This window comes from Paenibacillus sp. ACRSA, assembly GCF_022346845.1.
In the GTDB taxonomy this organism is placed as follows: domain Bacteria; phylum Bacillota; class Bacilli; order Paenibacillales; family Paenibacillaceae; genus Paenibacillus.
Genome location: NZ_JAKRNP010000012.1, coordinates 69806 through 83648, shown reverse-complemented (window position 1 = coordinate 83648; position 13843 = coordinate 69806). Strand labels below are relative to the sequence as shown.

Annotated in this window: 13 protein-coding genes; 11 read left to right on the top strand and 2 right to left on the bottom strand. The window is 46.4% G+C overall.

What is annotated here, in order from left to right:
• Positions 1-33: 33 nt before the first annotated feature.
• The 3 genes from MH215_RS24550 to MH215_RS24540 all read left to right on the top strand — a co-directional run bounded on the left by MH215_RS24550 (position 34) and on the right by MH215_RS24540 (position 4691).
• Positions 34-1320, top strand: coding sequence for a Gfo/Idh/MocA family protein (locus MH215_RS24550; protein ID WP_239293709.1), 1287 nt, complete (start codon positions 34-36; stop codon positions 1318-1320).
• A gap of 309 nt (positions 1321-1629) precedes the next feature.
• Entirely contained in the window at positions 1630-2463 is an 834-nt protein-coding gene (locus MH215_RS24545) for a polysaccharide deacetylase family protein (protein WP_239293708.1), read from the top strand.
• Positions 2373-4691: a glycoside hydrolase family 88/105 protein gene (locus tag MH215_RS24540; protein ID WP_239293707.1), complete on the top strand. Its 2319-nt coding sequence runs from the start codon at positions 2373-2375 to the stop codon at positions 4689-4691. The genes MH215_RS24545 and MH215_RS24540 overlap by 91 nt, the downstream gene beginning before the upstream one ends.
• Before the next feature lie 170 nt (positions 4692-4861).
• Here the strand turns inward: MH215_RS24540 and MH215_RS24535 are convergent, their stop codons facing one another.
• Positions 4862-5737, bottom strand: coding sequence for a DUF72 domain-containing protein (locus tag MH215_RS24535; protein WP_239293721.1), 876 nt, complete (start codon positions 5735-5737; stop codon positions 4862-4864).
• 235 nt (positions 5738-5972) lie between these two features.
• Here MH215_RS24535 and MH215_RS24530 point away from each other — a divergent pair, with 235 nt between their 5' ends.
• The 5 genes from MH215_RS24530 (at position 5973) to MH215_RS24510 (ending at position 10153) form a co-directional block, all read left to right on the top strand.
• Positions 5973-6719 (top strand): class I SAM-dependent methyltransferase, encoded by a 747-nt coding sequence (locus MH215_RS24530; protein ID WP_239293706.1) that lies wholly within the window; start codon positions 5973-5975, stop codon positions 6717-6719.
• A gap of 21 nt (positions 6720-6740) precedes the next feature.
• Positions 6741-7724 carry an MBL fold metallo-hydrolase gene (locus tag MH215_RS24525; protein WP_239293705.1) on the top strand — a complete coding sequence of 328 codons (984 nt, stop codon included), beginning with the start codon at positions 6741-6743 and terminating at the stop codon, positions 7722-7724.
• Positions 7725-7966: 242 nt separating this feature from the next.
• Complete coding sequence (locus MH215_RS24520; protein WP_239293704.1) at positions 7967-8377, top strand: hypothetical protein; 411 nt, start codon at positions 7967-7969, stop codon at positions 8375-8377.
• Positions 8374-9423 carry an FAD:protein FMN transferase gene (locus MH215_RS24515; RefSeq protein WP_239293703.1) on the top strand — a complete coding sequence of 350 codons (1050 nt, stop codon included), beginning with the start codon at positions 8374-8376 and terminating at the stop codon, positions 9421-9423. The genes MH215_RS24520 and MH215_RS24515 overlap by 4 nt, the downstream gene beginning before the upstream one ends.
• Positions 9424-9493: 70 nt before the next feature.
• Positions 9494-10153 (top strand): ferric reductase-like transmembrane domain-containing protein, encoded by a 660-nt coding sequence (locus MH215_RS24510; protein WP_239293702.1) that lies wholly within the window; start codon positions 9494-9496, stop codon positions 10151-10153.
• A gap of 134 nt (positions 10154-10287) precedes the next feature.
• Here the strand turns inward: MH215_RS24510 and MH215_RS24505 are convergent, their stop codons facing one another.
• On the bottom strand, positions 10288-10854 hold the full coding sequence (locus MH215_RS24505; RefSeq protein WP_239293701.1) for a phosphatidylglycerophosphatase A family protein: 567 nt from the start codon (positions 10852-10854) through the stop codon (positions 10288-10290).
• A 289-nt stretch (positions 10855-11143) separates the two neighbouring features.
• Here MH215_RS24505 and MH215_RS24500 point away from each other — a divergent pair, with 289 nt between their 5' ends.
• The 3 genes from MH215_RS24500 to MH215_RS24490 all read left to right on the top strand — a co-directional run bounded on the left by MH215_RS24500 (position 11144) and on the right by MH215_RS24490 (position 13757).
• The gene (locus MH215_RS24500) at positions 11144-12199 is read left to right on the top strand and encodes a GerMN domain-containing protein (RefSeq protein ID WP_239293700.1); all 1056 of its coding nucleotides are present in this window, start codon (positions 11144-11146) and stop codon (positions 12197-12199) included.
• Positions 12200-12372: 173 nt separating this feature from the next.
• The gene (rph, locus tag MH215_RS24495; RefSeq protein ID WP_056702812.1) at positions 12373-13131 is read left to right on the top strand and encodes a ribonuclease PH; all 759 of its coding nucleotides are present in this window, start codon (positions 12373-12375) and stop codon (positions 13129-13131) included.
• Positions 13132-13133: 2 nt separating this feature from the next.
• Complete coding sequence (locus MH215_RS24490; RefSeq protein WP_239293699.1) at positions 13134-13757, top strand: XTP/dITP diphosphatase; 624 nt, start codon at positions 13134-13136, stop codon at positions 13755-13757.
• Positions 13758-13843 lie beyond the last annotated feature (86 nt).

Below are 13843 nucleotides of genomic sequence, written 5' to 3'. Positions count from 1 at the left end.
ATACCAATCCAACTTAATGAGGAGAGATACACAATGAGCAAAAAAACATATGTACTCGTAGGAACAGGTGGCAGAGCAGGGTTTTTCTATACCGCATTAGCAAAGGAATATAAAGATCGTTCAGAGCTTCTCGCCTTGTGTGATACGAACCAGACCCGGATGGATTATGCCAACCAAGTTCTGACACAGGATTGCGGATACCATGAGCTGCCTACCTATACGGCAGATCGTTTTGAAGAAATGATCGCAGAACACAAGCCGGACACGGTGATTGTGACCACAGTGGATCGCACACACCATCACTATATTATTAGAGCTATGGAACTTGGCTGTGATGTAATCACGGAGAAGCCGATGACGGTTGATGAGCAGAAATGTCAGGAGATTTTGGACGCGGTACAACGCACAGGACGCGATGTGCGTGTGACATTCAACTATCGTTATGCACCACATCATACCAAAGCGCGCGAGCTGATTATGGACGGAGTCATTGGCGATATCCATTCCGTGCATTTCGAGTGGTTGCTGAATACACGTCATGGTGCAGATTATTTCCGCAGATGGCATCGGGATAAGCGCAACAGTGGTGGCTTGCTTGTCCACAAATCAACACACCATTTCGACTTGGTCAATTTCTGGATCGGCTCACAGCCGGAAAGTGTATTTGCATACGGAGATCTGTTGTTCTACGGCAAAGAGAACGCTGAGCGCCGCGGAGAGCAGCATAGCTATGCGAGAGCGACAGGCAACCCGCAGGCAGAGAACGATCCGTTCGCACTACATTTGGATCAAAGTGAGCAACTGAAGGCGATGTATCTGGATGCAGAGCATGAGGATGGTTATCAGCGCGATCAGAATGTTTTTGGCGATGGAATTAGCATTGAAGATACACTCGGTGTACTCGTTCGCTATAAGAACAAAGCGGTTCTGACATATTCCCTTAATGCTTATATGCCTTGGGAAGGGTATCGCATCGCTTTTAACGGCAGCAAAGGACGTATCGAGATGAATATTGTAGAGCAATCGTATGTCAATGCTGGTGGTGACCGTGCCAATGAAGGAGCGCTCAAAGGTCGCAGTATCACCGTATTCCCAATGTTTGATGCACCTTACGAGGTAGAAGTAGAAGAGGGAGAAGGCGGTCATGGTGGTGGTGATCCGGTGTTGCTGAACGATATCTTTGGTGATCCGGTACCAGACAAATTCAACCGTGCTGCTGACCATGTGGACGGAGCGCGCTCTATTCTTACGGGTATCGCAGCCAACAAGGCAATCCGCACAGGGCAGCCTGTACGTATCGATGATTTGGTGAAATTTTAAGCGGGACAAGTGAAATGTCCTCTATGTAGGTTCAACTGAACTTTTTACACGAGAACGGAGAGGACAGAAATAACGTGAAGAAGCGAAGCGTTCGGCTGAAAGCTTTCTGAAAGAAAGCTGCATTGGAAGCATAAACTATCTCCGGATTTTCCCTTTGAAGAAGGGAATCAAAAAAATCTGGGGATAACAGTGATCGAAAGGTTATTCTGTCATTGAAGTGGCAAGTGTAAACCTTCTTTAGTTGAACCCTATATAGATCTTCTAGATCACAGTTGTAACGTTAATTCGGAGGGAGACAGGAGTAAAAAGATGGGACATCGTATCCAGTTTGACCGGTATCCAGGTGGAGTAATGAAAGCGTTGACGTTTAGTTACGATGATGGTGTAGTGCATGATCGCAGACTGGTGGATATTTTCAATCGTTATGGGTTGCGTGGAACATTTAATCTCAATTCCGGTGTACTTGGTAAAGCGGGAAGAATCGATGAAGGTGAGGTTGCAGAGCTGTATGCGGGTCATGAGGTGGCTGTACATACTGTTACTCACCCCACGTTGCCGTATGTGCCGGATGAACTGCTCACCGAAGAAATTATGGAAGATCGAAAAGCACTGGAGCGGCTTGTTGATTATCCGGTAAGAGGAATGGCCTATCCCAACGGTGGCTATGATCGTTCACTTAGCACCAAATTAGAGTGGCTAGGCCTAGATTATGCACGAACCGTTGAATCCCATGGGCAATTCACATTGCCTGAACGTCCACTTGAATGGCATCCGACATGCCACCATAATCATGATTTGGACTCACTTACTGAACGATTTATTCAGCATACAAAGACAGGTACACCACTACTTTTCTACGTTTGGGGTCACAGCTACGAATTCAATGATAACGATAATTGGGAGATCATTGAACGGTTCGGAGAGCAGATCGGTGGCAAAGACGATATTTGGTATGCGACCAATATAGAGATTATTGCCTACTGGAAAGCAGTGAAGCGACTGGAATGCTCAGCAGATCGTTCGATGATCCATAATCCTTCTTCAATTTCAGTATGGCTAACGGCAGATCAACAAGTGGTGGAAGTGAAAGGCGGAGAGACGTTACGGTTAAAAGAGCGGATCCAACTTGGGGAAAGGAGCTGACAATCATCCGTTATTTTCATGAGAACGAGGCGATTGCAGGCAAGGTTCATGATTCAATACCCGACGTATTGACGACAGTGGCTCAGCGTTATATGGGGGATCATCCTAAGCATTCCTTTTTATTCAGAGCTTACCACCGGGGTGGTTTCCGTAGGCTTGCTGACTACCGTTACGATCTGAACCTGGATCGGAAATGGAGCGATGCATGTGCAGGACAATATGTATATGTGTGGGGCAAGTTATGGAGTCAGCAGGACACCACATTAAATACAGGTCTGAACTGTTATAGTCCAGTAACAGTCTACGTGAATGGAGCAGAGATTTTCAAATCTGAATTGCTCCAAGAGCTGTACCCAGAACGTAAAACTCAGTTTCCGATCCATGTAAAATACGGGTGGAATGATGTGCTGTTGTGTTTTGTAAAAACCGAAGTCGGCTTCGGCGGCACTTATGGAACCGCATCATTCAAAAATTTCCCTCTTCATTTTCTGACACCTGGCATTGACCGTCAGGGTCAGGAAGGATGGCTGTATTCAGAACCTGTGGATGAACCGCTTACATCACTTCCACATGATGGTATGACCGAGGCAGAGACAGGACTGACATGGTTTCCACGAAGGGAATGGACGGAGCAAGAGTTACTTGCTGGAAACTTTGGCCGGATATTTGGTACAACAGAACCAGCAGTTGCATATGCATGGACAAAACTAGATGTTATGGTGCCTGGGACTGCCCCAGTAATCTTACAAGGTAAACACACAGGTGGACTCACCATATTTATTAACGATCAGGAAGTATATTCCGGAATGAAAAGTGGTGAATTCAAGGTTGAACTTCCACGTAAGTATGGGGCTGTTCATTTAGTCGCCAAAGGCGAATGCTTGGTGGGCGAAGACAGCTGGGGATTTGAAATAGGTGGTTCAATCTCTGATACTGCATCCTCTAGGGGGTGGAGGCTAACGTCTCCACATCCTGTTGCAGGATGCGCGGATGTTTGGTTGTATACGGGCAGCTTTATCCCCGAATCTGCCCCCACTGCGGATGAGATCGTTGTAACCGATAAGGTGTTTGATAATGGGGGTACCGGAGTTTACTGGCAAGTAGATCTGCCCGAGACCAGTGTTCGTCCTTATTTGGAGAATACACATTATGGCAAGTGGAATTACCCACTGGGAGTAACCCTGCTTGGCTTGCTTCAGACAGGTCAAGAGCTGAACCGCGACGATTATGTGCAGTATGTGCGGGAGCATATTGAACTGAGCACCTCTTTTGACCGTTATGGATTATGGGATCGAGACAATTATGGTGCAGCCGGTATCAACAATCAGCTGTCTGCCATTGACAGTCTGGATGATTGTGGATCATTCGGTTCTACGTTACTGGCGACCATGGCAAGTGGTGAGATTCGCGGCGGACTCGATACAGCACACCGGATTGCTCGTTATATTACGGATGAACAGGAACGGCTGGAGGATGGTGCATTCTATCGGGCTCGGGGCAGCGGAGAGATGCGTCATGAAACGATGTGGTGTGATGATCTCTATATGAGTACACCGTTTCTGATGCGTTATGGTCAGCTTACGGGAGAAACATCATATTGGGATGATGCCATTAATCAATTCTTGCTGTTTCGCAAATATTTATATATTCCACAGCAACAGATCATGTCTCATGTGTATGATTTTGTGCGTGGACGGGCAACAGGTATTCCGTGGGGGCGAGGCAACGGCTGGGTGCTCTTCTCTCTAACCGAGTTGCTGACGATTCTGCCGAATGATCATGAGAAGAGACTGGAGTTGCTTCAGTTTTATCGTGATTTGTGTCAAGGTTTCCTAACATTGCAAGGGGAGAATGGTCTCTGGCATCAGGTCTTGAATCGGCCAGATTCGTATGAAGAGACATCCTGTACTTCGATGTTCATCTACGCTTACGCTCGTGGTATCCGAGAGGGTTGGCTAGAGGAGTTTGAACCCTATTTGGAGGCTGTTCGTAAAGGCTGGGAAGGGATAACACGTATTTCTATTGATTATCAAGGAAATGTGTATGGCGTATGTCGTGGATCAGGTTACTCCTTCACCGCTCTATATTATCGAGATGATCTGGGTTGGAATCTTAACGATACACATGGTATTGGTATCGTGCTGCTTGCAGGAATTGAGGCTCACAAGATGAACCAGCAACTGAGCCAAGGAGGTTTGCCTACCTCACTTACGGCAGGTCAACGCTAATCGACCGCATGCTCCCTGTGGTATGAAGTAGATACTGTGTGAGCTGGAATAGCATGTACACTATTTATGTTATTAAATGAGTAAAGCGGCTAGCTCAAGGGCTGGCCGCTTTACTTTCATAAAAGACGTCAATGCAAACGATGATAACCATTAGAGCGAAAGCATTGTACTCAAAATAACTCGAGTTGTTCTGGCCCTGGCTCCTCTTCTACAATCGTCTTATCGGGAAATGGCTTTATTGGAATATCCAGTAGATCCATCATCATACGTGCATTTGCTGCGGCGTCTCCACCAGAGTTATTGTTGAAAATAATATATACATCCTTGCTCTGTTCCTGCAATTGCTCCAAATAACCTTTCCATTCCTGTAGCTCTTCCTCATTATAACGATACAGATAACGGGTCTCGCGCCAATTAGGTGCACCATTTTGGTGCCATCCCGATACGTTTCGACCGTGCATACGAACGAGTGTCATCTCTGGATCTGTAGCCTGAGGCACAATAGGGATTGAGCCTTGTCCTGCTTGCGGTTCATCGCATACACTGTGAATCCAGCCCTGCTCTTTCAGGAAGGATAACGTACGTTCACGCATGGCATCTTCATACCAACTGCGGTGACGGAACTCAATGGCACATGGAATGCCTTCCATCCTCAGTCTAACTTCGCGTAGTTCATTTACATTCTCTCGATTGCAGTCAAACCAAGGCGGGAATTGGAACAGTGCTGCCTGCATTTTGCCAGCCTCCATCATCGGCTCCAATGACTCTCGAAAAGCGTTATACATCTCTGATGTACTATTAAAATAGGGCTTGCCCCGCAGGTGCCCTGTCATTCCCTGATAGGCCTTGACTATAAAAGCGAAGGAATCTGGCGTTTCTGCTGCCCAGCGCGCCATCCGATCCCTAGGTTGAACGGCGTAGAAGGTGCTATCCACCTCAACGGTTGTGAAAAATTGCCCATATAAGGCAAGCTTGTCTTTGGCTTTTGTACGATGTGCATAGAGATCTTCCTGATCTCCCCATCCGGTGAGTCCAATTCGAATGATGATGATCACCTCCAGTGTAATGCAGGAATATCTGAATAATTACCCGGTTCGAACCCCTTCGACTATGTTTAACATTATATCGTGAGGTTTCAGACCGTTCAATGTGAATGAGGCATGGAAGCTTTGAGTTTAAACGACAAAGACGATACAATGACTAGAAGCTTATTATGAAAGTGGAAATGTACCAGCATATGACAGATAGAAAGGCTATTTACCATATGGAGGGCGAGAAGCAATGACGGAATGGTATGAGAAGAGTTTTGGCGAGGACTATCTACTGGTGTACAAACATCGCGACGTACAAGGTGCAGTTCATGAAGTACATAAAATGATCAACTGGTTACGGCTTGAGCCTAATTCGAGAGTGCTGGATCTGTGCTGCGGTATGGGGCGGCATTCATTGGCACTTGCTGACGCGGGTTTCCAAGTGACAGGTATTGATCTATCTGATATATTATTGCGCGAAGCGCGAGATATGGATACAGACAATCGTGTAGAGTGGGTTCATGCGGACATGCGAGATCTACCATTAAAAGGTGACTATGATGCTGTAGTTAACCTATTTACATCCTTCGGTTATTTCAAGGAAGATGTAGAGCAGCTCAAGGTACTACAGGTTATTCGCCGAATGCTGAAGCCAGGGGGCAGTTTTATCATTGATTTTATGAATACAGCCTACGTGACTCGTCATCTGGTAGCCCAATCAACCCGTGAAGACGAAGGACAGTACATTGAAGAGTTTCGCAAGATAGAGGATGGATTTGTGCAAAAGGAAATACGTATTACGGACACGACGATACCTGACCAGAAGGCGCGTGTGTATCATGAGCGGGTCAAGTTGTATAGCCGTGAACAATTAAGCCATTTGTTACACGAGGCAGGTCTGATCGTCGATCAGGTTCATGGAGGATATGATGAAGAGAAATATGATGAACAGGAATCGTCACGTATGATCTTTGTCGGTCATCGTCCTGAAGAGTAAGGAATGGAGAGTAAACATTATATGAAGAGATCAGAAGCGATAACCATGCCGGAATACATACAGCGGGTCAAGATAACCATGTCTTTTCCTTTACGTTGGGTGAACAGTTATGTATTACATGAAACGGATGGAACGGTTACGATTGTAGATCCAGGGCCGCGTAGCAGTGAGACCGAACTAGAGTGGCAGGAAGCGCTAGCAAGTTTAGGATTATCTTTTCAATCCATTAGCCAAATTGTCTTAACGCATCACCATCCGGATCATCTTGGTTTGTCGGGCTGGCTGCAGCAAAAGACGGGTGCTCCTGTGCGCATGTCTAGTCGATCCATGAAAGAGGCAGAGTACATGTGGGGGCAGGACGCCACCATTAATGTCATGCTACCTGAATATTATGCACAGCATGGGATGCCTGCAGATAAGGCGAGACAGATTCATGAGCACATGGAGAGCTTTGATTCGCAGATTACGCCTCTTCCCGAGATAAATTCTATAGAAGATGGTGAGTGGTTAGAGATGGGAGGCCAACAGTGGATGGCTGTGGAAACGGGAGGACATGCTCCAGGGCATTTATCCTTTTACGCTCCAGAGTCGAGAGAGATCCTGTGCGGGGATGCTGTTTTGCCACAGATTTCACCTAATGTAAGTCTTCAGCCCGGAAGTGATCAGCAGCCTCTGCTATCCTATATGGAGGGGTTACATCGTCTTGGAGCTCTGGATGTGGAGCGAGCATATCCTGGGCATCGTAATCCGTTTCTTCATTTCAATGAACGAACGGTTCACCTGCTCGCACATCATGAGGAACGCCTTCAGAAGATGGCTGAGCGAGTAGCGGAGGCACTTGTGAGTGCTTATGACCTTTGTTTATTCATGTTTAGCGATCGCTTGAGCACCCATCAGCTACGATTTGCAATGAGTGAAACGTTAGCCCATCTACAAGAGCTGGTTCGGAGAGGGCTCGTTGTTCAGCAAGAACAGAGAGACGGTATGTTTTTGTTTAATATCTAGAAGTAAGTGTGTGATGATGTGTTACACTTCGTTATCGTGCGTTTAACCATAAGGTTCTGAACCAGAGATGCTCTCTGACCAGAGCCTTCTTTGTGTTGAACTTTTTTTGGCGGAACCTGTATTGTAAATTCCTTGATCTAACTGTAAAGCTTTAGCCTTTCTTAACGGTTCATTCATCTACTTTTAAGCCAGCCTGCCTATGATAGGAACATGAACTTCACCACAGAAGGTAGGGAAGATCGATGAAGGCAAAACGTAACCAATGGAGAAAATGGCAAGCCTCGGCCGCAGCAACATTAGCGGTGGCTGCACTCTTTCAATATGTAAGATCTTCGGATGCTTTTGACGTCGCTTATGCATCTGCTAATGGAATAGAACCAAGTAACACCATCAGCAGTGAGGTGGCTACGCGCGATGAAGTAATGGATGAATGGAACAACAGTCGAACGGACAGCTCTGATCCGAGTCTTCAGTACAACCAAGATTACGAAAACAACCAGAGTCGTGGAGGTGGAGATGGATCAAGTGGTTTGGCACCATACTCCAATTACTCCAGAACTGCACCAAGCGGCAATTCAACGGATGAACAAAATCAGCCAAATGATTCTAGAACTTTTAGTGGCAGTTATCAGTCACGCACAGGTGCATCATGAGCCGGGTTGAGCAGCAACAGGTAATCCTTCCGCTGGTTTCTCGCTTCCGCGCGATGAATACGGTGATCGAGTTGCAGTTAGTTACGGGGCAGGAGGAAGCCGAGCATGCTGCAGATCTAGTTCAGAATTGGTTTGAAACACAGGAGAGACGTTTTAGCCGATTTGTACTGGATAGTGAGCTCAATCGGTTGAATCGCTCTACAGGCTGGTTACCTGTATCGGCTGCGATGGATGAAGTGCTGAGCCTTGCCTACGGTTACATTGGTCAGACGGAAGGCATCTTTCAGCCAGGTATTGCCCAGGCACTTTGTCAGCAAGGATACGATGTAAGCTTTGAGCAGTTGCAATCAGACCAGCTCAAAGGGCAGCAGGATTATAGCAATACAGCACAGCCTTTGTCTTCTACCTCATCAGATGAAAGATTTGATTACTGTCGTCCTGGGTGGATGCACAGAGAGGGGAGCCGAATGGTTCACTTAGACCCTGGTACTGAGCTGGATCTTGGCGGTATCGTCAAAGGGTGGGCTGTAGAACGTATAGCAGACTGGTTGCAACGTTCACTCCATATCCCTGCTGGGATGATTAATGCTGGTGGAGATATTCAGGTCTGGGGCACACCTGCTCATTCCAGCTGGACGCTCTATATCACCGACCCGTTATTGGAGAAGCGCAATCTGACAGGCAGCATTCAGTTAGATGGTGGAGCAGTTGTTACGTCGAGTCTAGCGCGGAGACAATGGATGCATCCTAGCGGTAACGGTCAAATGGCTCATCATCTAATCGACCCTCGAACAATGCAGTCCGCGAATACGGATATCATACAGTGTACTGTTCTGGGGCAGCACACCTCCCAATGCGAGATTATAGCGAAGACTGTTTGCATTCTGGGAAGTGAAGAAGCGATTCGTTGGTTGAATCGGCATTATGACCGACATGACGTGTTATGGGTAACGCGGGACGGAAGTATGTGGTTTAGAGGAAATACAGAAAAGTTAGCTGAGCGCTGGCCTGGATTTGATCCCGATCACCGTATTAGCCTAATTTAAGAGGTTGTTCAAAAAGTCACTTAAACTCGCAGTTTAGACGACAATTCTATCAGATGTGGGGGAGCCGCTTATGGCACAATGGATTGTAGATTATCTACCAACCTGGAGTTTAATTCGAATTAGTGGGATAGCCGCCTATCTATTGCTCTTTGCAGGTGTGTTTCTAGGCATTGCTCAAGGCATGCCGGCAGCAAAGGGAAAGCCAAAAGCAGTGATGTATAAATGGCATACGAGAACTACATGGCTCGCATTTGGATTGGGACTTGCTCATGCGCTAATCTTGTATATTGATCATTACAGTCCGTTTAGCTGGAGTGAATTGTTGATTCCATTTACAGCCTCAGTGCACCCGATTGGAAGTGGACTAGGAACGTTGTCCTTCTATGGACTGGTCATTGTTTTACTGTCTAGTGATCTTCGTAACAAGCTTGGCCGCAAATGGTGGTTTATCTTCCATATGTTGTCCTATCCAGTGTTCATCGGCTTACTCATCCATGGATTTGTGACAGGCTCGGATTCCAGTAATGTATGGATGCGATTGATGTACGTATTTACTGGTTTGAGTATTATCGGAATGACCGTGTTGCGTGGTTTGATGCGGGAGCGCAAAGGACCTGAGATTACAATCGGTCGCAAACCTATGCCGACTGAACCCACTATTGAACGGAATTGGAGTGAGGTATATCAATTTGCAAGAGTAGGCGTAGGCAGACAGGAGCATTTAAAATAGTTATGAACTATCTTTTGCACGCACTCTCTTATAAGTCTTTCTTCTTAAAAATAACAAACAAGCTAATCATCCTGTCTCTAGTCAGTCATAGAGTATGGATGGATTAGCTTGAGCGGGAAATATGTGCTTATGACTTAAATGGCATCATCGCTTACGGGCTTCTCACCAAGTGCTTCTTCACGCTCGGATTGTTTGCGATGGGCAATACGGCTACTTGCTGCCGATGCAATTGCACCTACAATGTCATCAAGGAATGTGTGCACAGGGCCGTGGCTCTTATCATTTAGACGTTCTAGCACCCCAGGTTTAAGCTTGTCCACATATCCATAATTGGTGAAACCGATGCTGCCGTATACATTCACGATGGAAAATGCGAGAATCTCATCGACTCCGTAGAGCCCCTCATCATTCTCAATCATCTCTTGCAAAGGCGCAAGGAGTTGACCTTGCTCAGCTAACAAGTCGAGTTGAATACCTGTCAGTACAGCGTTCTGAACTTCACGCTTCTTCAGTACCATCTCCACATTTTCAATACATTCTTCCATAGTAAGGTCTGGATAATACTTCTTCTGAAGAAACATGACGAGTTCCGCGATCTCAAGGATCTTCACGCCCCGTTTATGTAACCATTCCCGGGTTGCCTCCGCGACTTTGCGGCTATTGAGGCTATAGGGGATTTTTTCTTGCTCAGGATGTTCCATGGGCGATTCCTCCTCTGATGTTAGCAATGCCACTATTCTTGTCTCCTAATACGTTATTAACCGTTTCAGGTTTCTTTATTATTTTTATTAAGCAAAAGGAGAATTTTTTTTATTTAAGATCGGTTAGGCTCATGATGCTAAAGACGGTGTTCAGTTGCTGAGACGATGGGGAAAAATAGAAGTGAAGTAGCGGGTTTTTGGAACAACCTCTAAAAAGTAGTTATTTTTTGAACGAAGGCTCGTATACATGGTAGTACAAACTGTAAAAATGATGAGGGGGAACGAGATCATGAGTAAGATCCGTAATTTCCGCAAAGCATCAGCAGCTGCACTACTGAGCATACCAATGGTGTTGTCTGGCTGTAGTATGTTTAATGCACAGTCTTCCGAAGCAGTAGATCCACCGCCGCCTATCCAAGAAGCTGCAATGATTCAAGCTGCTGAGGGAAATGGTGTATTGGCTACACTCCCGCTCACTACTGTTTATTTGCAGGATCAGCAGGGATTACTCGCTCCAGTGTCACTGACGCTTCCATCCGGTACGGATATAGGTAGTCCCAAAACGGCACTCGATACATTAGTCACAGGTGGCCCATATGCAGGGATGCTTCCTGAAGGGTTCCAAGGTGTGCTTCCACAGGGAACTGTCGTGCAGAATGTCACCATTCATGCAGAGGATAAGCTGGCGGTGGTTGAGTTCTCTGGCAATTTTGCCAAGTATGATGCCAAGGATGAGCGGAAATTACTTGAGGCTGTGACATGGACATTGACAGGAACACCGGATGTGGAGAACGTGCAAATCTGGGTAGATGGCAAAAAGTTATCACAAATGCCGGTAAACAGCACGCCGCTGCCAGAGCCGTTGAATCGGGCTGTAGGTATTAATCTTGATTTGGGTGATAGCTTTACAACGAACAGCAGTCCGGTCACTGTCTATTTCTCAGCCGCATCACCAGCAGGAGTTCAGTATTATGTTCCGGTGACACGTCTCGTGACCCCAGGAGAAGACCGAGTACAAGCTGCACTTAACGAACTGATCAAAGGCCCGGCGAAAAGCGGCGAGCTGGAAGAGGTCATGACTGGTGGCACGGAGTTACAATCGGTCAAAACATCGGAGGATGGCACAGTAACTGTCGCACTTAAGGATGATATGTTTACTGAGGGCGATATCGTGCCAAGTGAGTTGTTACAATCCGTTGTTCTCACAACGACAGAAAATACGGTAAGCAAGGATACCAAAGTCCAGATCGAATGGAATGGGCAAAAAACCGTCATGAGTGATGATAACCAGGATTATAGTTCACCGGTATCTAAACCAGAACATATCAATGAAATTCCGATTTAAGTAATCTAGGGAAGAGCATACTTGCAGTCCTTTTAACCTTGAAGCGGCACACGTTGAAGTAACGTTTAACGGATATAGGTGCTTTTGCAAGAACTCTTTGGTAAAATAAAAGAGATTAGTGAAAGTGTGTTACAGCTCGACACTACAGGATGCTTAAGTCGTAGGAGGCAGAAATGATGAGATCTAACGGACGAAACAGCGAACAGCTGCGGCCGATGAATTTAACAATTAACACGAATAAATACGCTGAAGGTTCTGTACTGATTGAAGTCGGAGATACCAAGGTGATTTGTACAGCTACAGTGGAGGAACGTGTTCCTCCCTTTATGAAAGGCCAAGGAAAAGGCTGGGTAACAGCAGAGTATTCCATGTTGCCACGTGCAACACATACTCGGAATCAGCGTGAAGCGAACCGTGGTAAACTGACAGGGCGAACGATGGAAATTCAGCGTCTAATTGGTCGGGCACTGCGTTCGGTTGTTAATCTGCAGGCTCTTGGTGAGCGCACGATTACACTGGATTGTGATGTTATCCAAGCAGATGGAGGCACACGTACAACGTCCATTACGGGATCGTTTGTTGCTCTGGCACTCGCTGTAAACAAAATCGCACAACAGCACAAACTGCAAGTATTCCCAATTACAGACTTCATTGCAGCGGTAAGTGTGGGTGTTGTAGGTGAACAGCCTGTGCTGGATCTAAATTACGATGAAGACTCCAAAGCTAAGGTTGATATGAACCTAGTGATGACAGGCAGCGGGAAGTATGTAGAATTACAAGGAACAGGTGAAGAAGCTCCCTTTGACCGTCGTGAATTGAATACGATGCTGGAACTGGGTGAGCAAGGAATCCTGGAAATGATTGAGCGGCAAAAAGAAGTGCTTGGACCGATTGCACTCAAAATTGGTGCACGCGGCTTAGGGGAAGCATAAACATGAGCTTGGATAGTTCCATTATCATTGTTGCTACCCGTAATCAAGGTAAAGTAAGGGAGTTCGCTCATGCCTTTGCTCCCCTTGGCAAAGAGGTCAAAAGCATGTTTGATTATCCTGAACTACCGGATGTCGTTGAAGATGGCGTAACATTTGCGGAGAATGCTTGGAAGAAAGCTAAAACCGTAGGGGATGCGCTTGGGCTTCCGGTACTAGCTGACGATTCCGGGTTATGCGTTGATCTATTAGACGGAGATCCAGGGGTGTATTCAGCAAGATATGCAGGTGAAGGGGCAACGGATGCTCAGAACAATGCTAAATTGCTGGATGCGCTTGAAACGTTGAAATCTGGGGAAGATACAGAGCAACCATTGCTCAGCCCCGCACGTTTTGTCTGTGCGTTGGTACTATATGATCCCGCAACGGGAGATAAGTTTGAGGCGGAAGGCACTGCGGAAGGCTGGATTACCGCTGAAGCAGCAGGTGCTGGTGGCTTTGGATATGATCCGCTCTTCTATGTACCTGAGTACGAGATGACTATGGCTGAATTGACGCTTGAACAGAAACAAGCTATCAGTCACCGCGGCCATGCACTAAGAGCACTCGTTTCTAGACTAGCAACGTAAAGAGGTTTGCCTAAACGTTTGGCTTGCAATGAACAGATGCATTGTTAAGTCTACATTGGTTCTACAAGAACTGAAGCATGAACAGT